The organism is Streptomyces sp. NPDC048297 (assembly GCF_043201585.1).
Classification (GTDB): Bacteria; Actinomycetota; Actinomycetes; order Streptomycetales; family Streptomycetaceae; genus Streptomyces.
Genome location: NZ_JBICZA010000006.1, coordinates 232,199 through 252,443, shown reverse-complemented (window position 1 = coordinate 252,443; position 20,245 = coordinate 232,199). Strand labels below are relative to the sequence as shown.

Here is a 20,245-nt window from a genome sequence, read left to right as displayed (position 1 = left end):
GGGCACCGGCCCGTACGACTGAGTGGCAGCGGGCACCGGCCCGTACGACTGAGTGGCAGCGGGCACCGGCCCGTACGACTGAGTGGCAGCGGGCACCGGCCCGTACGACTGAGTGGCAGCGGGCACCACCGTCCGGTCCGTCAGTCGGGCACCGGCCCGTACGACTGACGAGCAGCTGACCCGTACGGCTGACGAGCAGCTGAAAGGGGCCCCTCCCGGACAGGAGGGGCCCCTTTCACTCGTCGCTCACCGGGTCAGACGCGATACTCACCCGGTCACACGCGATCGCGCTCGACGGGGTCCGTCACCGCCGGGCGCCGCGAGGCGATCACCCGCCTGGCCAGGGACTTGGGGCTGGTCAGGAAGCCGAACCCCCACGACATGTGCATCGTCGCCAGAGCCACCGGGATCCGCAGCCGCGCCTTCAGCGGCAGGCCCTTGCCCGCCGGCAGCGAACCCGCCACGATCGCCGCCAGATAGCCGCCGGGGATCACCAGAGCCCACGGCGTCAGGGCCACGCCCGCCACGAGACCGGCGGCTATCGCGCAGACCGCCGTCGGCGGGGCGAGGTAGCGCAGGTTGATCGAGCCCTCGTGGTAGCGGGCGACGACATGGCGCCAGCGGCCGTAGTCCTTGTACTGCTTGGCGAGCGCCTTCACGCTCGGGCGCGGCCGGTACGACACCCTCAGCTCGGGCGAGAACCAGATCTTCCCGCCCGCCTCACGGATGCGGAAGTTCAGCTCCCAGTCCTGGGCGCGGATGAACTCCTCGTTGTAGCCGCCCTGTTGCTCCAGCGCCTCACGGCGGAAGACGCCCAGGTAGACGGTCTCGGCGGGGCCGGCCTGGCCACCGGTGTGGAAGGCCGCGTTGCCGACACCGATCTTCGAGGTCATGGCGGCGGCGACCGCGTGCTCCCAGTCGTTCTCGCCCTCGGCGTGCATGATGCCGCCGACGTTCTGCGCGCCGGTCTCCTCCAGGAGCCGTACGGCGGTCGCGATGTAGTTGGGGGAGAGCATGCCGTGGCCGTCGACACGGACCACGACGGGGTGCCGGGAGGCCTTGATCGCCGCGTTCAGCGCGGCGGGGGTGCGGCCGGTCGGATTGGGGACGGTGTGCACGCGGGGGTCTTCGGCCACGAGCTCGGCGGCGATCTCGTCCGTGCGGTCCGTGGACGGACCGAGGGCGATCACGACCTCCATCTCGCCGGCGTACTCCTGCGCGAGGATCGCTTGGACGGCCCCACGCAGATGCCGCTCCTCATCGAGGACGGGCATGATCACAGAAACCGCGGGGAGTCGCACGTCGGGCTTGGCGTTCATAGGGGCCTCACGTTACCGCGAACGGGGGACACCGGTGCGCGCCGCCGGGGCTGCGACGCGGGATGGAGATCCTATCGGCCTACGGTGCACACAAATCCCACGTACGGCCGCAGCCCGGAGGTGTCCTCTTGCCCAGCCCGCCTCGGTCCCCCTCCCCCGCGGCCAAGAGCGCGGGAGGTCCCCCCGGGCCGCGACGCCGGCCGCCGCAGGCCCGCCGTGTGCCGGGGCCGCCCGAGCGCAGGGTGAGGTCCGGACGGTCCGCACGGCCCGGACGGCCCCGGCGACCCCGGCGGCCCCGCTGGGCCATGCGTGCGCTGACCACGCTGTCCGTGGTGGTGCTCGCCGCGGCCGGCATCGGCCACGCGGTGGTCACCAGCCTGGGCGCGGGCATCGCGCGGGTCGACGCCTTCAAGGACATGAAGAACCGGCCCGCCGGAAGCCGCGGCATGAACGTCCTGCTCGTCGGGACCGACGGCCGCGACAAGATCAGCGAGGCCCAACGGCGTGCGTACCGGCTGGGCGGCGCGCCCTGCCACTGCACGGACACGATCATGATCGTGCACATCTCGGAGGACCGGGACCGGGCGACCGTGGTGAGCCTGCCCCGGGACTCGTACGCCGAGGTGCCCGCGCACGTCGACCAGAACAGCGGGCAGCGGCACGGACCGCACCCCATCAAGCTCAACGCGGCCTACGCCGAGGGCGGGCCCCAGCTGACCGTGCGCACGGTCGAGAACATGACCCACGTGAAGATCGACCACTATCTGGAGGTCGACTTCACCAGCTTCATGAAGACCGTGGACGTGCTCGGCGGCGTCCGGATCTGCACGCCGACGCCGCTGAAGGACTCGTACACCGGCCTCGACCTCGCACCCGGCACCCACACCCTGAACGGCGGGCAGGCGCTGCAGTACGTCCGCGCCCGGCACGTGGACGCGGCGAGCGACCTGGGCCGGATGAAGCGGCAGCAGCGGTTCCTGGCGGCGCTGATCGAGCGGGCCACCTCCTCCGGGGTGCTGCTCAACCCGATGCGGTTCCGGGACGTGACCCGGGCGGTGCTGGGCTCGGTGCGGGCCGACGAGGGCTTCGGCACGGACGAGCTGCTCGACCTCGGACGGGCGATGCGGAACTTCTCACCGTCCTCCTCGGAGTTCACCACCGTCCCCATCGGGCAGATGAACTTCCAGGTCAAGGGCATCGGCTCGACCCTGAAGTGGGACCCGGTCCAGGCCGGCCGGCTCTTCGCGTCCCTGCACGACGACAAGCCGCTCGCCGTGAACCGCCCGCAGCCGAAGCGGGCGCCGACGGCGACGGCCGTCGAGGTCGACCCCCGGCAGATCCGCGTCCAGGTGGAGAACGGCACCGAGACGGCCGGCCTCGCCAGACGGCTCGACACCGCGCTCGCGGCCACCGGCTTCGCCACCACCCACCGGCCGGTCACCGCGGCCCGGCAGGACGCCACGCACACCGTGATCACCTACGACCCCCGCTGGGACCGCTCCGCCCGCGCCCTCGCCGCCGCCCTGCCCGGCAGCCAACTGCACCCGGTGAAGAACCAGGGGCCTCTCCTGAGGGTCACCGCCGGCGCCGACTTCACGGACATGTCCAAGGTCCACCGGGTGAGGCCCCCGGACACGGCCCAGCCCGAGCAGGCCGTGGTCAGGGGCAGCGAGGTGATCTGCTCGGGAGGACAGGGAGCCTAGAGTCTCCCTGAGCACAGTCCCCCCGCCAGTCCACCTAGTCCTCCACGAGGCCCTCCGCCACCCGCTTCTCGCGCAGCTCACGGATCGCGCGCCGCCGGGCCAGCCGGTGGGTGCGCCGGATCTGCGCCTCCTGGTGGCGGCGCCGGTCGCGCTCGGTCTCGGGTATCACCGTGGGGACGGCGCGCGGCTTGCCGTCCGCGTCGACGGCCGCGAAGACCAGATAGGCCGAGCCGACGTGGGTGGCCGGGGTCGACTCGTTCCAGCGCTCGGCGAGGACCTTCACACCGACCTCCATGGAGGTCCGGCCGGTCCAGTTGACCTGCGCCTTCACATGGACCAGGTCACCGACGCGGATCGGCTCCAGGAACGCCATCTCGTCCATGGACGCCGTGACGGCGGGTCCGCCGGAGTGCCGGCCGGCCACCGCGCCCGCCGCGTCGTCGACCAGCTTCATGATCACCCCGCCGTGCACCGTCCCCAGCAGGTTGGTGTCGTTCTGGGTCATGATGTGGCTGAGGGTGGTCCGGGAGGCGGACGTGGGCTTGCCTGGGATGTCCGGATCCGCGTCCGGGGCCTGGTCTGTCATGGCCTCTACCTTATGCCGACGTCACGATCACGGATTTTGTGTCGGATTCGCAACAGCAGCGCTCTTATTTTCCGACAGGGCTTGTAAGCCATATGGCGGATCCCTGCACACTGGGGCGCATGAATGACTGGCCCGAGGGATGGTCCGACGACAACCGCGGCCCGCGCTACGGACGCGGCAGTGCCGGCGCGCAGCCGGAGGGTGCCCGCAGGATGCGCCATGTGCAGCGCGGCGCGACGCCGCCCGGACAGGGCGGGTACGGCTCCCCGGGCCCGTCGGCTCCGCAGTACCACGGTGGAGTGCCGCAGCAGCCGTCGTACACCGACGGCCAGGGGTACGAGGAGTACGACGACTACGACAGCGGCTACAACACGGGCCACGTCTACGGCGGTGGCCGGGGCGGCGGCTTCGTCCCGAACGACAACGACGCCGACCCCGACCTCCAGCACTACCGGCAGCGGCCGAACTGGCGGCGGCGGATCAAGTGGACGGCGATCACCCTCGCCACCGTGCTCATCGTCACATCCGTGGCGACCTACTTCTGGGCCGACTCCAAGCTGCGCCGCGAGGTCGACCTGTCCAAGGTCATCGACCGGCCGGAGGCCGGATCGGGCACGAACTACCTGATCGTCGGCTCGGACAGCCGTGAGGGCATGACCAAGGCGGACGAGAAGAAGCTGCACACCGGCGGCGCCGAGGGCAAGCGCACGGACTCGATGATGATCCTGCACGTCGGCGACAACGGCGACACGCTGGTCTCACTGCCGCGTGACTCGAACGTCACCATCCCGAAGTTCCAGGGCTCGGAGTCCGGCAAGATCAGGGGCCCGCTCGGTACGAACAAGCTGAACGCGGCGTACGCGTTCGACGGCCCGACGCTGCTGGTGCGCACGGTCGAGTACAACACCGGGCTGCACATCGACCACTACGTGGAGATCGGCTTCCAGGGCTTCGCCAACATCGTGGACGCGGTGGGCGGCGTCGAGATGACCCTCGACCAGGGCTTCAAGGACAAGTGGTCCGGCGCCGACTTCAAGGCCGGCAAGCAGACGCTGAACGGCCAGCAGGCCCTCGCCTTCGTCCGCACCCGGCACGCGTTCGCCGCGTCCGACCTGCAGCGCACCAAGAACCAGCAGAAGTTCCTTTCGGCACTGGCCCACCAGGTCGCCACTCCGGGGACGATCCTGAACCCCTTCAAGTTCTATCCGGTGATGGGCGCGGGCCTGGACTCCCTGATCGTCGACAAGGACATGAGCCTGTGGGACCTGGCGTCCATGTTCTGGGCGATGAAGGGCGTCAGCAGCGGCGACGGCAAGTCCATGAACATGCCGATATCCGGCTCCTCGGGCGGCAACCTCGTCTGGGACAAGGCGAAGGTGAAGACGCTGGTGAACGAGCTGAAGAACGACGAGAAGGTCACCGTCTCCAGCAACTGAACCGTCCCCTCCCCCACGTCCCACCCACTCGGTCAAGGGCACCCGCTCGGGTGCCCTTGCTCCGTTCAGGCGCCGGTCGTCACATCCGGGCGCCCTCCATCGCCCGGCACGTCTGCGCGGCGCGGCGACACGCCTCGGCACATCGCATCAGCTGCGGGTCGTCGGGCATCGCCATACACGCCTCCGCGCACATGTCGCAGGCCTTGGCGCACATCGCGCACATCTCCGGGGACATGGGCGAGCGGCGCATCATCATGTCGGCGCACATCCGAGTCATCTCGGAGCAGTCCATGAGCGCCCGCATGACCTGCATCTGGGCCTGACCGCCCATCTGCATGCAGGCGCTCATCGTCTCCTCGCAGACGCTGTGGCAGCTCATGCACGCGTCGACGCACTCCTGCATCTGCTTGGTCATGGGGGGCATCGTCGAAGGCTGGGCCATGGCTCCTCCTCGGAGCGCGGGGACCCGGGGCGGGCCCCATGTGCTTCCGTCCTACGCCGCCCACCCCCACCCCGCATGTGACCGACCAGTCGGAAGGCCCACACCGCCCTCGGCCCCGGAAAGCCGGGAGGGCGCCCCGTGGGGACGCCCTCCCTCCGTGCGTGGAGCCGTTGCCGCTACGGCAGGTTCCGGGCCATGACGATCCGCTGGACCTGGTTGGTGCCCTCGTAGATCTGGGTGATCTTCGCGTCGCGCATCATCCGCTCGACCGGGTAGTCGCGGGTGTAGCCGTAGCCGCCGAGGAGTTGGACGGCGTCCGTGGTGACCTCCATGGCGATGTCCGAGGCGAAGCACTTGGCGGCGGCGCCCTGGAAGGTGAGGTCCTTGTCGCCGCGTTCGGAGGCGGCCGCGGCCTGGTAGGTCAGGGCGCGGGCCGCGGCGATCTTCATGGCCATGTCGGCGAGCATGAACTGGATGCCCTGGAAGTCGCCGATCGGCTTGCCGAACTGCTTGCGCTCCTGGACGTAGCCCTTGGCGTAGTCGAGGGCGCCCTGGGCGACGCCGAGGGCCTGGGCGGCGATGGTGATGCGGGTGTGGTCCAGGGTCTTCATGGCGGTGGCGAAGCCGGTGCCCTCCTCGCCGATGATGCGGTCGGCGGGGATGCGGACGTTGTCGAAGTAGACCTCGCGGGTCGGGGAGCCCTTGATGCCGAGCTTCTTCTCCGGGGCGCCGAAGGAGACGCCCTCGTCGGACTTCTCGACGACGAAGGCGGAGATGCCCTTGGTGCGCTTGGCCGGGTCGGTCACGGCCATGACCGTGTAGTACTCGGAGACGCCCGCGTTGGTGATCCAGCGCTTCACGCCGTTGAGGACGTAGTGGTCGCCGTCGCGGACCGCCTTGGTCGTCATGCCGCCGGCGTCCGAGCCCGCCTCCGGCTCGGAGAGGCAGTACGAGAACATCGCGTCGCCCTTGGCGAGCGGGGCGAGGTACTTCTTCTTGAGGTCCTCGGAGCCCGAGAGGATCACCGGGAGGGAGCCGAGCTTGTTCACGGCGGGGATGAGGGAGGAGGACACGCAGGCGCGGGCCACCTCCTCGATCACGATGACCGTGGCGAGCGCGTCGGCGCCGGCGCCGCCGTACTCCTCGGGGACGTGCACGGCGTGCAGGTCGTTCGCCACGAGGGCGTCGAGGGCCTCCTGCGGGAAGCGGGCCTCCTCGTCCACCGCGGCGGCGTACGGCGCGATCTTCGCCTCGACCAGCGAGCGGACGGCGTCGCGGAGCATGTCGTGCTCCTCGGACGGGCGGTACAGGTCGAAGTCAGCCGTTGCGGCCACGGTCTCTCACGCTCCAAAGACGCAGTGATTCTGACGCTAATTACCGTTAAGTAACCCAAATTTTAGTGGGCGGCCCGGCGGACGCCTACGTGAGCTACGCGACAGCGGGGAAATTGCCCGTCAGGCGGCCCGACTATGCTCGGCACCGCATCACCGACGTACCCGATCTGGAGCACATCCATGAGCCTGAAGATCACCGTGATCGGCACCGGCTATCTGGGCGCCACGCATGCCGCGGCCATGGCCGAGCTGGGCTTCGAGGTGCTCGGTCTCGATGTCGTGCCCGAGAAGATCGCGATGCTGGAGCGCGGCGAGACCCCGATGTACGAGCCGGGGCTCGACGAACTGCTGCGCCGGCACGTCGCGGGCATCGAGGGATCCTCGGGCCGGCTGCGTTTCACCACCGACTTCGCCGAGGTCGCCGAGTTCGGCGACGTCCACTTCGTCTGCGTGAACACGCCGCAGAAGCACGGCGAGTACGCCTGCGACATGTCGTACGTCGACTCCGCGATCGCCTCGCTGGCCCCGCATCTGCGCGGCCCGGCGCTGGTCGTCGGCAAGTCGACGGTGCCGGTCGGCTCGGCCGAGCGGCTCGCCGCGTACCTGGCGGAGCACGCGCCCGCCGGCGCGGACGCCGAGCTGGCCTGGAACCCGGAGTTCCTGCGCGAGGGCTTCGCCGTCCAGGACACCCTGCACCCGGACCGGATCGTGGTCGGCGTGCGCGGCGAGCGGGCCGAGAAGCTGCTGCGGGAGGTGTACGCCACACCGCTCGGCGAGGGTACGCCGTTCGTGGTGACGGACTTCCCGACGGCCGAGCTGGTGAAGACGGCCGCGAACTCCTTCCTCGCCACGAAGATCTCCTTCATCAACGCGATGGCGGAGGTGTGCGAGGCCGGCGGCGGTGACGTGGCGAAGCTGGCGGAGGCCATCGGGCACGACGACCGGATCGGGAAGAAGTTCCTGCGCGCCGGCATCGGCTTCGGCGGCGGCTGTCTGCCCAAGGACATCCGGGCGTTCATGGCGCGCGCGGGCGAGCTGGGCGCGGACCAGGCGCTGACGTTCCTGCGCGAGATCGACTCGATCAACATGCGCCGGCGCGGCCAGATGGTGGAGATGGCCCGTGAGGCGCTCGGCGGCGACTCGTTCCTGGGCAAGCGGGTCGCGGTGCTCGGCGCCACCTTCAAGCCCGACTCGGACGACGTCCGTGACTCGCCCGCGCTGAACGTGGCCGGTCAGATACACCTCCAGGGCGGCCAGGTGACCGTGTACGACCCGAAGGGCATGGACAACGCCCGCAGGCTCTTCCCGACGCTGGGATACGCCGGCTCGGCGCTGGAGGCGGTCCGGGGTGCCGACGTGGTCCTGCACCTGACCGAGTGGCGGGAGTTCCGTGAGCTGGACCCGGCGGCGCTGGGCGAGGCCGCGGCGGCCCGGGTGATCCTGGACGGGCGCAACGCCCTGGACCCGGAGCTGTGGCGGCGGGCCGGGTGGACGTACCGGGCGATGGGCCGCCCGACCGCGTAGGACGTCGCGTCTCGTAAGCAGTCGTAGGACGTCGTGAGCAGTCGTAGGGCGTCGCGGCAGGATTCTTCACCGGGGACGCCGGTTCGGCCGAGGCTCAGTCGGCCGAACCGGCGTCTTCCCGCATTCTGCACCACCGGACTCGGCCGTGGCCGGTGAACCTCCCGTGCCTTACCGGTCCTTGGCCCGGTACCGGCGCATCTTCGCGCGCGCTCCGCACACCCGCATCGAGCACCAGCGGCCGCGTCCGGCCGGGCTGCGGTCGTAGTACGCCCAGTGGCAGGTCTCGGCCTCGCACGCCTTCAGCCGGGTCCAGGTGCCGGCGACCAGCGCCTCGGCGACGGCGGCGGCGACGCGCGAGAGCAGCGGGGCGGTGTCGGCGGGGGCGAGGTGGGCGGAGCCGTCCCGGTCGTCGACGGCGACGTAGAGGGGGGCGCGGGCCAGCAGCTCGCCGAGCGGGGTGGTCGTGCGGTGCGGGGGGTGCCCGGCGTGGGCGAGCAGGGTGGCGCGCAGCGACTCGCGCAGCTCCCGGGCCCGGGCCGTCTCGTCCTCGGTGATGCCGAGCCGGTCGCGGCCCTCCGGGGTGTCCAGGGTGTCGGCGCCCGACTCGAGGTCCACGGTGTTGACCAGGGACTCGACGAGGGCGAGGCCCCCGGGAGCGGCCGATCTCTCACTCATGCTTGCGACGTTACCTCTTGTGCGGGAGCATGCAGTAACCGTTACCGGTTGCCCGCCTTTATGGGTAACACGGTCATCGATCCTGACTCCGAGGAGGAAGTCATGGCTCTCGCCAGGCTGGGTGCCGTCGTCCTGGACTGTCCCGATCCCCGCGCGCTGGCCGGTTTCTACGCCGGGGTGCTGGGCGGCACCGTCGAGGAGGACCCTGCGGACAGCTCGTGGGTGGATCTCACGGTGCCCGGCGGACAGACGCTGGCGTTCCAGGCGGCACCGGGCTTCGTGGCCCCGGCGTGGCCCGCGCCCGACCGTTCGCAGCAGTTCCACCTGGACCTGACCGTCGAGGATCTGGACACCGCCGAGAAGGAGGTGCTGGCTCTCGGCGCCCGGCCGCTGGACACGGAGGACGGCTCCCGCTCCTGGCGGGTGTACGCGGACCCTGTGGGCCACCCGTTCTGCCTGTGCGCCGGCTGAAAGCCGGGGCTCAGCCGTCCAGTTCCGTGATGCTCGCCATGGACGGCCGCCGACGCAGTTGCGCGGCCTTGGCCGTGAAGTCGGCGCTGCGCAGGACGCGCTGCACGTTTCCCCAGGTCAGCAGGGACAGCTCGGTCTCCGACCAGCCGCGTCGCAGGAGTTCGGCGATGAGGTGGGGGTAGCGGGAGGCGTCGGCGAGGTCGTGGGGGTGGGCGGCGCCGGAGTCGTAGGTGCCGGACAGGCCGACGCAGTCCGGGCCGGCGACGGCCCGGACGTGGTCGAGATGGCCGGCGACGTCCTGGACGGTGGGGCCGGTCTGCTCGGCGGTGAGCGGCACCATGCACAGCCCCTTGGCCTCGCCCAACTCCGCGAGCAGGGCGTCGGACAGGTTGGCGGGGTGCGGGCGCAGGGCGCGGGCGCCTGAGCGGGTGCACACCACGGGGCTGCGGGAGACGGCGGCGGCCCGGCTGACCGTGACGTCACAGGCTCCGGAGAGGTCGGCGAGCACCCCGAGCCGGTTCATCTCCCGGACGACCTCGTCGCCGAACCGGGTCAGCCCGGCCTCGCCCGCCCAGGCGGTGCCGGTCAGGGTGAGGACGCGCAGGCCGAGGGTGTGCAGGGCGCGCAGGACGGCCAGGGAGTCGTCGAGCGCGCTGGCCTGGGCGGGGCCGAGGACGACGGCGGCCCGGCCGCAGTTGCGGGCGTCGATGACCTGCCCGGCGGTCACCGCCAGCCGCAGCCCCTCGGGGTGGGCGTCGACCACCGAGCGGGCGAGGTCGAGCTGTTCCAGGGTCGCGGCCACGGCACGGCCGCGGGCCGGCCCCTCGGGCTGGTGCAGCGACCAGAACAGGACGCCGACATGGCCCTCGCGCAGCCTCGGCAGGTCCGTGTCGATCGCCGTGCCGGCCTGCTCCAGGTCGTACCGGCCCAGTCGGCGCAGGGTCCACGGGAGTCCGCTGTAGCCGTCGGCGACGGGGTGCTCGGCGAGCAGGGCGTGAGCGCGCTCCAGCGCCTCGTCCCGGGTTCTGGTGCCGTCGTCGTACGGCCCGGCCGGGAAGGGGTCGTCCGGCAGTCCGCCGATCTCGCCCGTCTCGCCCGTCTCGCCCGTCTCGCCCGTCTCGCCCGTCTCGCCCGTCTCGCCCGTCTCGCCCGTCTCGCCCGTCTCGCCCGTCTCGCCGACCTCGCCGACCTCGGGCGTGGCGGACATGTCGTTCTGGAGGTCGGCCATGGGCGGGCTCCGTACGTCGGCGTGAGCTACGTCGTGTCGTGGCTGGCGTACGGCCACCGTCGCACGGGAGGGACGGATCGTTCCTGGTGAGTGGGGCGTTCGGGGGTACGGCGGTACGGCCCGCTGTGCCGCGCGGGCCGGTGACGCCGCACGGGCCGGGGACGCCACGCAGGCCGGGGAGGCGGGGCCGGTGACACGGTCGTGGGCGGGGCCGGCGGCCGGACCGCCCGCCCCGCCCACACCGGGATCAGCCGTCGAGGGACGCGGTCGTGGCGTTGTCGAGGGACTCGATCGTGGCGTTGGACGGCGCGCGGGTCGCCCGCAGATCCCGGGCCACGTCCTCCGCCGCACCCAGCACCCGTACCGCGTTCTGCCAGGTCAGCTTGGCCAGGTCGGCCCTGGACCAGCCGCGCTCCAGCAGTTCGGCGATCAGGTTCGGGTAGCCGGAGACGTCGCCGAGGCCGTCCGGCGTGAACGCGGTGCCGTCGTAGTCGCCGCCGATGCCCAGGTGGTCGATGCCGGCCACCTCGCGCATGTGGTCGAGGTGGTCCGCGACGGTCGCCGCGGTGGCGATCGGGCGCGGGGTGCTCTCCTCGAAGGCGCGGTGCACCTTCATCGCCTCGGCGGTGGTGTCCAGGTGGTGGAGGCCGTGCGCGCGCAGGTTGTCGTCCGCGGCGGCCGTCCAGTCGACGGCGGCCTGGAGGACGAACTTGGGCACGAACGTCACCATCGCCATGCCGCCGTTGGCGGGGAGGCGTTCGAGGACGTCGTCGGGGATGTTGCGGGGGTGGTCGCACACGGCCCGCGACGAGGAGTGGGAGAAGATCACCGGGGCGGTGGAGGTGTCCAGCGCGTCGCGCATCGTCGTCGCCGCCACGTGGGAGAGGTCGACGAGCATGCCGAGCCGGTTCATCTCCCGCACGACCTCACGGCCGAACGCCGACAGACCGCCGACGCCGGGCTCGTCGGTCGCCGAGTCCGCCCAGTCCACGTTGTCGTTGTGGGTGAGGGTCATGTACCGCACCCCGAGCGCGTACAGGCCGCGCAGGGTGCCCAGCGAGTTGGCGATGGAGTGGCCGCCCTCGGCGCCCATCAGGGAGGCGATACGGCCCTCACCGCGCGCCGCCTCCATGTCGGCGGCGGTCAGGGCGGGCGCCAGGTCCGCCTGGTAGCGGTCCAGCAGCTGCCGTACGCAGTCGATCTGCTCCAGCGTCGCGGCGACCGGGTCGGGCTGCTCGGCCGGGACGTACACCGACCAGTACTGCGCGCCGACGCCGCCGGCCCGCAGCCGGGGGATGTCGGTGTGCAGGTGCTCGTGCTGGTGGCCCGCGACGTCCAGGCGGTCCAGGTCGTAGCCGGCCTTCTCGCGCAGCGCCCAGGGGAGGTCGTTGTGGCCGTCGACGACCGGGAACTCGCGCAGCAGGGCGCGGGCGTCCTCCAGGAAGGTCATCGGGGTCACTTCCCGAAGCCGAAGCCCGAGGCGCCCTCGACCTTGGCGCGCAGCCGCTTGCCCTTCTCGGTGGCCTGGTCGTTCAGGTCCTGCTGGAAGTCGCGCATCTTCTGCAGCAGGTCCTCGTCGTGCGCGGCGAGCATGCGGGCCGCGAGCAGGCCGGCGTTGCGGGCACCGGCGACGGAGACGGTGGCGACCGGAACGCCGGCCGGCATCTGCACGATCGACAGCAGGGAGTCCATGCCGTCGAGGTACTTCAGCGGGACGGGCACGCCGATGACCGGCAGCGGGGTCACGGAGGCGAGCATGCCGGGCAGGTGGGCGGCGCCGCCGGCCCCGGCGATGATCACCTTCAGGCCGCGGTCGGCCGCCTGCTCGCCGTACGTGATCATCTCTCGGGGCATGCGGTGCGCGGAGACGACGTCGACCTCGTACGCGATCTCGAACTCGTCGAGGGCCTGGGCGGCGGCCTCCATGACGGGCCAGTCGGAGTCCGACCCCATGACGATGCCAACAACGGGGCTCATTCGGTGATCGTGCCTCTCAGGTAGCCGGCTGCGTGACGGGCGCGTTCCAGCACGTCGTCCAGGTCGTCGCCGTAGGTGTTGACGTGTCCGACCTTGCGGCCGGGCTTCACGTCCTTGCCGTACATGTGGATCTTGAGTTTGGGGTCGCGGGCCATGCAGTGCAGGTACGCGGAGTACATGTCCGGGTAGTCGCCGCCGAGGACGTTGGCCATCACGGTCCACTTGGCGCGCGGGCGGGGGTCGCCGAGCGGGAGGTCGAGGACGGCGCGGACGTGGTTGGCGAACTGGGAGGTGATCGCGCCGTCCTGGGTCCAGTGGCCCGAGTTGTGCGGGCGCATCGCCAGTTCGTTGACGAGGATGCGGCCGTCGTGGGTCTGGAACAGCTCGACGGCGAGGTGGCCGACGACGCCGAGTTCCTTGGCGATGCGCAGCGCCATCTCCTCGGCCTGGAGCGCCAGCTCCTCGGCGAGGCCGGGGGCGGGCGCGATGACGGTGTCGCAGACGCCGCCCACCTGCTGCGACTCGACGACCGGGTAGGCGACGGCCTGCCCGTGCGGGGAGCGGACGACGTTGGCGGCCAGCTCGCGGACGTAGTCGACCTTCTCCTCGGCGAGGACCGGGACGCCGGCCCGGAACGGGTCGCTGGCCTCCTCGGCGGACTCCACGACCCACACGCCCTTGCCGTCGTATCCGCCGCGGACGGTCTTGAGGACGACCGGGAACCCGTCGCCCTCCGCCGCGAAACGGACCACGTCCTCGGGATCGGTCACGATCCGGTGCCGTGGGCAGGGGATGCCGATCGCGTCGAGCCTGGCGCGCATCACCCCCTTGTCCTGGGCGTGCACCAGGGCGTCGGGACCGGGGCGGACGGCTATGCCGTCCGCCTCCAGCGCCCGGAGGTGCTCGGTGGGTACATGTTCGTGATCGAAGGTGATCACGTCGCAACCGCGCGCGAACTCACGCAGCGTGTCCAGGTCGCGATAGTCGCCGATGACGACATCGCTGACGACCTGCGCCGCGGAATCCTGAGGGGTGTCACTGAGAAGCTTGAACCTGATGCCCAACGGGATGCCCGCTTCGTGCGTCATACGCGCGAGCTGCCCCCCGCCGACCATGCCGACTACCGGGAACGTCACCCCCCTAGCGTATCGGCCACGGCGACCGCGCCCGTTTTCGTCCCTCTCGCGTCTTCTTACCCGTCGCTTTCCCGGCTCTTTCCGACCTGTTTCCGAGCTGTGGCCCGGCGGGCGGGCGTCGGCCCGGTCGGCTGGATAGCATGGCTGGGCCGACAAAACCTACGGACGGGAGCTGCACCGCCATGGAACATCGTTCCTCGGGGCTGCGACGGCTCGTACGCGAGTTGGCCAAGTTCGGTGCCGTGGGCGGCGCCGGTGTGCTCGTCAATCTGGGTGTGTTCAACCTGGTCCGGCATGTCTCCGGCCTGCCGGTGGTGCGCGCCAGCATCATCGCGACCGTCGTCGCGATCGTCTTCAACTACGTCGGCTTCCGCTACTGGACGTACCGGGACCGTGACAAGAGCGGGCGCACGAAGGAACTCTCGCTGTTCCTGTTCTTCAGCGTGATCGGCCTGGTGATCGAGAACGGCGTGCTCTACCTGGCGACGTACGGCTTCGGCTGGGACACGCCGCTGCAGAGCAACGTCTTCAAGTTCATCGGCATCGGCGTGGCGACCCTGTTCCGGTTCTGGTCGTACCGCACCTGGGTGTTCCGGGCGATGCCGGCCGGCGAGGCCGTGACCGGCGCGGGGCCGCTCCTGGAGCAGTCGATCCTTGAGCAGGAGTCGCGCGCGCCCCGCTCCAAGCCGCGGCAGCGGGTCCCGTAGCCCGTTCCAAACCGGGGCAGCGGGTCCCGTAGCCCGCCTCGGAAGCCATCTTCCGGCGGAAGCTCACTTCGGAAGCTCACTTCGGAAGCCCTCTTCGGCAGCCTTCTCCGTCCGGGGCGCGGCTCGCCGGACCGTCTAGCGGACCGTCGGTTCCTCGTCCGTCCTGCGGGCCGGGTGCGTACGGGACAGGAACAGGCCGAACACGGGCGGCTGCGACTGGAGCAGCTCCAGGCGTCCGCCGTCGGCCTCGGCGAGGTCGCGGGCCACGGCGAGCCCGATCCCGGTGGAGTTGCGGCCGCTGATGGCCCGCTCGAAGATCCGCGCGCCCAGGTCGGCGGAGACCCCGGGCCCCTCGTCGGTGACCTCGATCACGGCCTGGTTGCCGGTGACCCGGGTGCGCAGGGCGACGGTCCCGCCTCCGTGCATGAGCGAGTTCTCGATCAGCGCGGCCAGCACCTGCGCGACGGCGCCGGGCGTGCCGACCGCCTTCAGGTGCCGCTTGCCGGAGCTGACGATGGCACGGCCGACGTTGCGGTAGGCGGGCCGCCACTCGGCGAGCTGCTGCTGGATGACCTCGTCGAGGTCGAAGGAGACGGCGGAGCCGGTGCGCGGGTCGCGCGAGTTGGTCAGCAGCCGCTCCACCACGTCCGTGAGCCGTTCGACCTGGGTGAGGGCGACGTTCGCCTCCTCCTTCACCGTGTCCGGGTCATCCGTGAGGGTGATCTCCTCCAGCCGCATGGACAGCGCGGTCAGCGGCGTGCGCAGCTGGTGGGAGGCGTCGGCGGCGAGCCGCCGCTCGGCGGTCAGCATGCGGCCGATCCGCTCGGCGGAGGAGTCCAGCACGTCGGCGACCCGGTCGAGCTCGGGGACGCCGTAGCGCTTGTGCCGGGGGCGCGGGTCGCCGGAGCCGAGGCGTTCCGCGGTCTCGGCGAGGTCGGTCAGCGGGGAGGTGAGCCGGTTGGCCTGGCGTACGGCGAGGAGGACGGCCGCTATCACGGCGAGCAGGGCGACCAGGGCGATGACCAGCAGGGTGCGGCCGACCTCACGGGTCACGGAGGAGCGCGGCTCCTCCACGGTGACCGTCTCGCCCTCCTCGCCCCGCTGGGTGGAACGGATCACATCGCCCTGCGGCTTGGTGCCGATCTCGATCGGCACCCGGCCGGGGACCCGGATCTCCGCGTACTGGGTCTTGCTGACCGGGTTGCGCAGCACGTCGGCGTTCACGTTCTCCGCCGCGATGATCCGGCTGTCCACGATGCTCGCCAGCCGCACCGCCTCGGACTCCACCCGCTCCTGGGCGCTGTTGGTGATCGTCCGCGTCTCCACGATCACCAGCGACACACCGAAGACGGCGATCACGACGAGAACGACGGCAAGGGTGGACTGGATGAGACGACGACGCACGGGGCCCTCCGGGGGGTGGCTCTACGACACCAGTGTGGCAACCCCCAAGGGGGTGCGAGGAACTGCGCGACCCGCCACGGCGAACCCGCGGTCACCCACCCGCGTCACCCCCTACGGCGTGACCCCCCTACGGCGCGACCACGAACCCGCAGTCGCCCGGCCGCGTCACCCCCCACGGCGCGACCCCCCTGCGGCACGACCACGAACCCGGCCGAGCCCCAGCGGCAGCAGCAGCGGCAGCGCCTAGCTCTTCTCGAACCGGAACCCGACTCCGCGCACCGTCGCGATGTACCGGGGGTTCGCCGCGTCGTCGCCGAGCTTCTTGCGCAGCCACGAGATGTGCATGTCGAGGGTCTTGGTCGACGACCACCACGTCGTGTCCCACACCTCGCGCATCAGCTGGTCCCGGGTCACCACCCGTCCGGCGTCCCGCACCAGCACCCGCAGCAGGTCGAACTCCTTCGCGGTGAGCTGGAGTTCCTCGTCGCCCATCCAGGCCCGGTGCGACTCGACGTCGATCCGCACGCCGTGGGTGGCCGGCGGCTGCTGGGGTTCGGCGGCGCCGCGCCGCAGCAGGGCCCGGACGCGGGCGAGCAGTTCGGCGAGCCGGAAGGGCTTGGTCACGTAGTCGTCGGCGCCCGCGTCCAGGCCGACGACGGTGTCCACCTCGTCGGCCCGCGCGGTCAGGATGAGGATGGGTACGGTGTGGCCGTCGGCACGCAGCCGGCGGGCGACTTCGAGGCCGTCCATGCCGGGCAGGCCCAGGTCCAGCACGACCAGGTCGACGCCGCCCTGCATTCCGGCGTCGAGCGCGGTGGGTCCGTCCTCGCGCACCTCGACCTCGTACCCTTCCCTGCGCAGGGCGCGGGCCAGCGGCTCCGAGATGGAAGCGTCGTCCTCGGCGAGCAGTACACGGGTCATGAGGTGATGGTAGTCCGCCCGTCCACGGTGCCGGGGTGTGATCGCTTCCCGGGATTCTTACCTTCGTACGCCGCTGGTACGAACCATTGCCCCTGGGATGAGATCGTGGAAGAGACCTTCGAAACAGGTCGCCCGGTTCCCTCGACACCTGTGATCCCTGTCTCAAGTCCTTCCATATCAGGCGGTGTCCTGCCGTATGGTGACCTGCAACGCCTGTAGTACACCGGGGACCTTTGGCGGGCACATGACGCTGAAGGTCTCTTTTGTGTACAGGCTGATGAACATCAGCCTCGAAAGGAATGACCCCTGGCCGGGCCCGGGACGCCGCGACGCGTCCGGGCGTGGATCCCGGTGGTCGCCGTCCTCCGCCCCGCGATCCGGTGCGGACTCCCCCTGGGCGTGGGGGGTGGACGACCGACCCGCCGGTGCCGGCCGCACCCCACCGGGCGCGCAGCGCTCAATCGCGCGTCCCGACCAGCAAGGAACGACATGGCGTCCAGCCTGACGAAGGACTCGGTCACCCCGGGCACCCCCGGTTCCGAGAAGACCTTCTTCGGCCACCCCCGCGGCCTGGCCACTCTCTTCATGACCGAGATGTGGGAGCGTTTCTCCTACTACGGCATGAGGGCCCTGCTCCCGCTGTACCTGGTCGCCCCCGGCGGCCTGCACCTGACCGCGGGCACGGCGACCGCGATCTACTCGGTGTACGTGTCGCTCGTCTACCTGCTCGCCCTGCCGGGCGGCTGGTTCGCGGACCGCGTCCTCGGTCCCCGCAAGACGGTGGCCGTCTCGGGTCTGATCATCATGATCGGCCACCTGTGCCTGGCGCTGCCCGCGGCCGTCAGCTTCTTCGTCGGCCTGGGTCTGGTCGCCATAGGTTCCGGTCTGCTGAAGGCCAACATCTCCACGATGGTCGGCCACCTCTACAAGGGCCCGGACGACGCCCGCCGTGACGGTGGCTTCACGCTCTTCTACATCGGCATCAACCTGGGCGCCTTCGCCGCGCCGCTGATCATCGGCACCGTCGGTGAGAACGTCAACTGGCACTTCGGCTTCGCGCTGGCCGCGCTCGGCATGGCGCTGGGTCTGGCCCAGTACCTGCTCGGCGGCCGTCACCTGAGCCCGCAGAGCGACATCGTCCCGACCCCGCTGTCCGCCCAGGAGAAGAAGGCCACGCTGCGCAAGGGCCTGATCTGGCTGGCCATCGCCGCGGTCTTCTACGGCCTCGTCGGCGGCACCGGCCACTTCACCCTGAACTGGGCGCTGATCCCGCTCACGGTCATCGGCCTGATCGTGCCGATCGTTGTCATCGCGCGGATACTGAAGGACAAGGACCTCGACACCACCGAGCGTTCGCGCGTCTCGGCGTACATCTGGTTCTTCGTGGCCGCGGCCGTCTTCTGGATGATCTACGACCAGGGTGGTTCGACCCTGTCGCTCTTCGCCGACGGCAAGGCCGAGAACACCGTCTTCGGCTGGGAGTTCCCGGTCTCCTGGTACCAGTCGGTCAACCCGGTCATGATCATGGCCCTGGCGCCGGTCTTCGCCTGGCTGTGGCTGTGGCTGAACCGCCGCGGCAAGGAGCCGAGCACGATCGTGAAGTTCGCCTCCGGTCTGGTGCTGGTCGGTGCGTCGTTCTTCCTCTTCCTCGCCCCGCTGTCGATCGCCGAGGGTGGTCACAAGGCCGCGGCGATGTGGCTGGTCGCGATCTACTTCGTCCAGACGGTCGGTGAGCTGACGCTGTCTCCGGTGGGCCTGTCCGTGACGACCAAGATGGCGCCGAAGAAGTACGCCTCGCAGATGATGGGCGTCTGGTTCCTCGCGGTCACCGCGGGCGACTCGGTCACCGCGCTGCTGTCCAACCCGGCCGTCGGCGGAGTCAATCTCGACAGGATGGGCTTCGTCGCCCTGGAGGCCGTGCTCGCCGTGGTCGCCGGTGTCGCGGTGTGGATGTACCGCGGCAAGGTCAACAAGCTCATGGGTGACATGAACTGACGCCGGTCCCGGCCGAGGAAGGGCCGCCGCACCCGGGTGGGTGCGGCGGCCCTTCCCGTTCGGCCCCGCGCTTGCGCGCCGGTTACCGCGTCCTGCGCCTCGGCATGAACGTGAACACCGCGCCGCCCAGCAGGATCGCCGTGCCCGCGACCAGGCCGAGGGCCTTCAGGGCGCCGTGGTCCCCGGAGCCCGTCTCGGCGAGGCCGCCCGCACCGCCGCTGCCGCTGCTCCCGCCGGCCGTGGAGGAGCCGCCGGAGGCCGACGTGCCGCCCGAGGCGCCGCCCGGCTGCTGGGCGGTGTCCAGGGTGAGCGAGACCTCCGTCCTCGTGGGCGTGCAGGTGGTCGTCGTACCGAGGGCCTTGACGGTCAGCACGCCCGGGGACAGGGTCGACGTCCCGCTCGCGCCCGGCTTGTAGGTGCCGGTGAGGTCGGGGATCTCGATCGGGTCGCCGGACTTGATGTCGTTGGCGTTCGCCGGCCCCTCCACCTGCACGGTGCCCTTGTCCGCGCCGCCCAGCACGACCTCCATCGAGGGCTTCACGGAGCCCTTGGGGATGTCGGCGGGACTGTCCATCACGGACTTCTTGAACTGCACGGTGAGGTCGTAACTCCCGCCGTTCTTCCGGGCGTTGATCTGCACCGGCGAGGTCGCGCTCTTGTCGCCGATCGGTGTCTTGCAGGCGTACGGGATCTGGACCTCCTTGCCGGTGAAGTCGGTCTGGCCGCTGCCACCGCTGTTCGACGGGCTCGGGCTGCCGGAGGGGCTCTCGCCGCCGGTGGGGCTCGGGCTGCCGCTCGGGCTCGTCGACTGGCTGGGCGGCGCGGACGAACCGCCGCTCCCCGCGCTCACCTGGATGGTCGCCGCCTTCTGGACGGTCTCCTTCGGCGTGCACTTGGTGTCCGTCGACATCGCGTTGACCGTGTACGCGTCCGGCGTCAGGGTCACCTCACCGGGCGCCGTCAGTTTCAGGGTGCCCTTCATGTCCGACAGGACCATGTCGGCGCCCTTGGGGACAGCCGGGTTCTGCCGCGGGCCCTGCATGGCGATGTCGCCGGTCTGCGCCCCGGCCGCCTTGAGGACCCCGGACGGCTGTACCGAGTTGGCGGGCAGGTCGATGATGTCCGGGTTCTTGGACGCCGCCTGAACGAACGTCCACACGATGTCGACGGTGTCGCCGACCTTCGCCGTCGCCGGCGCGTCGATCTCCACCTTCGTGGTGCCGTCGACGGGGCTGATGCCCGCCGGGGGCACGCAGTGGGTGGCGAACGACACCTGGGCCGCCTGCGCGGGCGCCGCCGCCACGCCCAGCAGCACGCCCGCCGAACAGAGCACCAGTGCGGCGCCCGCGGCGCCCGTCCGGCGAGCCGGTGTACCTCTCCTTCGCAT

General features: G+C 70.9%; 18 protein-coding genes. 6 read left to right on the top strand and 12 right to left on the bottom strand.

The features are described from left to right. Positions 1–275: 275 nt before the first annotated feature. Positions 276–1,319, bottom strand: coding sequence for a glycosyltransferase family 2 protein (locus tag ACGFYV_RS09435; RefSeq protein ID WP_393877756.1), 1,044 nt, complete (start codon positions 1,317–1,319; stop codon positions 276–278). 305 nt (positions 1,320–1,624) lie between these two features. On the opposite strand from ACGFYV_RS09435, the gene ACGFYV_RS09430 reads away from it, so the two are divergent. Beyond that, positions 1,625–3,022, top strand: a complete 1,398-nt coding sequence (locus ACGFYV_RS09430; RefSeq protein WP_393877755.1) for an LCP family protein — start codon at positions 1,625–1,627, stop codon at positions 3,020–3,022. Positions 3,023–3,056: 34 nt separating this feature from the next. Here the strand turns inward: ACGFYV_RS09430 and ACGFYV_RS09425 are convergent, their stop codons facing one another. After that, entirely contained in the window at positions 3,057–3,608 is a 552-nt protein-coding gene (locus ACGFYV_RS09425) for an acyl-CoA thioesterase (RefSeq protein ID WP_393877754.1), read from the bottom strand. A 119-nt stretch (positions 3,609–3,727) separates the two neighbouring features. On the opposite strand from ACGFYV_RS09425, the gene ACGFYV_RS09420 reads away from it, so the two are divergent. Continuing rightward, on the top strand, positions 3,728–5,044 hold the full coding sequence (locus ACGFYV_RS09420; protein WP_393877753.1) for an LCP family protein: 1,317 nt from the start codon (positions 3,728–3,730) through the stop codon (positions 5,042–5,044). Between the two features lie 79 nt (positions 5,045–5,123). Here the strand turns inward: ACGFYV_RS09420 and ACGFYV_RS09415 are convergent, their stop codons facing one another. Together ACGFYV_RS09415 and ACGFYV_RS09410 are read right to left on the bottom strand one after the other, a co-directional pair. After that, positions 5,124–5,486: a four-helix bundle copper-binding protein gene (locus tag ACGFYV_RS09415; protein WP_393877752.1), complete on the bottom strand. Its 363-nt coding sequence runs from the start codon at positions 5,484–5,486 to the stop codon at positions 5,124–5,126. A gap of 176 nt (positions 5,487–5,662) precedes the next feature. Then, positions 5,663–6,820 (bottom strand): acyl-CoA dehydrogenase, encoded by a 1,158-nt coding sequence (locus tag ACGFYV_RS09410; RefSeq protein WP_393877751.1) that lies wholly within the window; start codon positions 6,818–6,820, stop codon positions 5,663–5,665. 180 nt (positions 6,821–7,000) lie between these two features. Between ACGFYV_RS09410 and ACGFYV_RS09405 the strand changes: the two genes are divergently transcribed. Beyond that, on the top strand, positions 7,001–8,344 hold the full coding sequence (locus tag ACGFYV_RS09405; protein WP_393877750.1) for a UDP-glucose dehydrogenase family protein: 1,344 nt from the start codon (positions 7,001–7,003) through the stop codon (positions 8,342–8,344). 168 nt (positions 8,345–8,512) lie between these two features. Here ACGFYV_RS09405 and ACGFYV_RS09400 read toward each other — a convergent pair whose 3' ends face one another. Continuing rightward, positions 8,513–9,019, bottom strand: coding sequence for a CGNR zinc finger domain-containing protein (locus tag ACGFYV_RS09400; protein WP_393877749.1), 507 nt, complete (start codon positions 9,017–9,019; stop codon positions 8,513–8,515). Between the two features lie 102 nt (positions 9,020–9,121). Here ACGFYV_RS09400 and ACGFYV_RS09395 point away from each other — a divergent pair, with 102 nt between their 5' ends. Continuing rightward, positions 9,122–9,490, top strand: a complete 369-nt coding sequence (locus tag ACGFYV_RS09395) for a VOC family protein (RefSeq protein WP_393877748.1) — start codon at positions 9,122–9,124, stop codon at positions 9,488–9,490. Positions 9,491–9,500: 10 nt separating this feature from the next. On the opposite strand, the gene ACGFYV_RS09390 is transcribed toward ACGFYV_RS09395, so the two are convergent. From ACGFYV_RS09390 to ACGFYV_RS09375, 4 genes are all read right to left on the bottom strand, one after another. Continuing rightward, a complete protein-coding gene (locus ACGFYV_RS09390; protein WP_393877747.1) occupies positions 9,501–10,718 on the bottom strand; it encodes a dipeptidase in 1,218 nt (405 codons plus the stop codon). A 247-nt stretch (positions 10,719–10,965) separates the two neighbouring features. Continuing rightward, positions 10,966–12,168, bottom strand: a complete 1,203-nt coding sequence (locus tag ACGFYV_RS09385) for a dipeptidase (RefSeq protein ID WP_393877790.1) — start codon at positions 12,166–12,168, stop codon at positions 10,966–10,968. Positions 12,169–12,173: 5 nt separating this feature from the next. Beyond that, entirely contained in the window at positions 12,174–12,695 is a 522-nt protein-coding gene (gene purE, locus ACGFYV_RS09380; protein ID WP_393877746.1) for a 5-(carboxyamino)imidazole ribonucleotide mutase, read from the bottom strand. Next, positions 12,692–13,831 carry a 5-(carboxyamino)imidazole ribonucleotide synthase gene (locus ACGFYV_RS09375; protein WP_393877745.1) on the bottom strand — a complete coding sequence of 380 codons (1,140 nt, stop codon included), beginning with the start codon at positions 13,829–13,831 and terminating at the stop codon, positions 12,692–12,694. Before ACGFYV_RS09375 ends, purE begins: the two co-directional genes overlap by 4 nt. Before the next feature lie 182 nt (positions 13,832–14,013). Here ACGFYV_RS09375 and ACGFYV_RS09370 point away from each other — a divergent pair, with 182 nt between their 5' ends. Further along, a complete protein-coding gene (locus tag ACGFYV_RS09370; protein ID WP_393877744.1) occupies positions 14,014–14,538 on the top strand; it encodes a GtrA family protein in 525 nt (174 codons plus the stop codon). Positions 14,539–14,673: 135 nt separating this feature from the next. Here ACGFYV_RS09370 and ACGFYV_RS09365 read toward each other — a convergent pair whose 3' ends face one another. Continuing rightward, complete coding sequence (locus tag ACGFYV_RS09365; protein WP_393877743.1) at positions 14,674–15,942, bottom strand: ATP-binding protein; 1,269 nt, start codon at positions 15,940–15,942, stop codon at positions 14,674–14,676. Between the two features lie 243 nt (positions 15,943–16,185). Next, positions 16,186–16,863 carry a response regulator transcription factor gene (locus ACGFYV_RS09360; protein WP_020940464.1) on the bottom strand — a complete coding sequence of 226 codons (678 nt, stop codon included), beginning with the start codon at positions 16,861–16,863 and terminating at the stop codon, positions 16,186–16,188. Between the two features lie 489 nt (positions 16,864–17,352). Between ACGFYV_RS09360 and ACGFYV_RS09355 the strand changes: the two genes are divergently transcribed. After that, positions 17,353–18,858: a peptide MFS transporter gene (locus tag ACGFYV_RS09355; RefSeq protein ID WP_393877742.1), complete on the top strand. Its 1,506-nt coding sequence runs from the start codon at positions 17,353–17,355 to the stop codon at positions 18,856–18,858. Positions 18,859–18,940: 82 nt separating this feature from the next. On the opposite strand, the gene ACGFYV_RS09350 is transcribed toward ACGFYV_RS09355, so the two are convergent. After that, positions 18,941–20,245 carry a hypothetical protein gene (locus ACGFYV_RS09350; RefSeq protein WP_393877741.1) on the bottom strand — a complete coding sequence of 435 codons (1,305 nt, stop codon included), beginning with the start codon at positions 20,243–20,245 and terminating at the stop codon, positions 18,941–18,943.

Coding starts and splice junctions, on each gene's coding strand:
- ACGFYV_RS09425 (WP_393877754.1), bottom strand. CDS start 3,608: ATGACAGACCAGGCCCCGGACGCGGATCCGGACATCCCAGGCAAGCCC.
- ACGFYV_RS09390 (WP_393877747.1), bottom strand. CDS start 10,718: ATGGCCGACCTCCAGAACGACATGTCCGCCACGCCCGAGGTCGGCGAG.
- ACGFYV_RS09415 (WP_393877752.1), bottom strand. CDS start 5,486: ATGGCCCAGCCTTCGACGATGCCCCCCATGACCAAGCAGATGCAGGAG.
- ACGFYV_RS09360 (WP_020940464.1), bottom strand. CDS start 16,863: ATGACCCGTGTACTGCTCGCCGAGGACGACGCTTCCATCTCGGAGCCG.
- purE (WP_393877746.1), bottom strand. CDS start 12,695: ATGAGCCCCGTTGTTGGCATCGTCATGGGGTCGGACTCCGACTGGCCC.
- ACGFYV_RS09420 (WP_393877753.1), top strand. CDS start 3,728: ATGAATGACTGGCCCGAGGGATGGTCCGACGACAACCGCGGCCCGCGC.
- ACGFYV_RS09370 (WP_393877744.1), top strand. CDS start 14,014: ATGGAACATCGTTCCTCGGGGCTGCGACGGCTCGTACGCGAGTTGGCC.
- ACGFYV_RS09405 (WP_393877750.1), top strand. CDS start 7,001: ATGAGCCTGAAGATCACCGTGATCGGCACCGGCTATCTGGGCGCCACG.
- ACGFYV_RS09400 (WP_393877749.1), bottom strand. CDS start 9,019: ATGAGTGAGAGATCGGCCGCTCCCGGGGGCCTCGCCCTCGTCGAGTCC.
- ACGFYV_RS09385 (WP_393877790.1), bottom strand. CDS start 12,168: ATGACCTTCCTGGAGGACGCCCGCGCCCTGCTGCGCGAGTTCCCGGTC.
- ACGFYV_RS09350 (WP_393877741.1), bottom strand. CDS start 20,245: ATGCGAAGGAGAGGTACACCGGCTCGCCGGACGGGCGCCGCGGGCGCC.
- ACGFYV_RS09355 (WP_393877742.1), top strand. CDS start 17,353: ATGGCGTCCAGCCTGACGAAGGACTCGGTCACCCCGGGCACCCCCGGT.
- ACGFYV_RS09395 (WP_393877748.1), top strand. CDS start 9,122: ATGGCTCTCGCCAGGCTGGGTGCCGTCGTCCTGGACTGTCCCGATCCC.
- ACGFYV_RS09435 (WP_393877756.1), bottom strand. CDS start 1,319: ATGAACGCCAAGCCCGACGTGCGACTCCCCGCGGTTTCTGTGATCATG.
- ACGFYV_RS09430 (WP_393877755.1), top strand. CDS start 1,625: ATGCGTGCGCTGACCACGCTGTCCGTGGTGGTGCTCGCCGCGGCCGGC.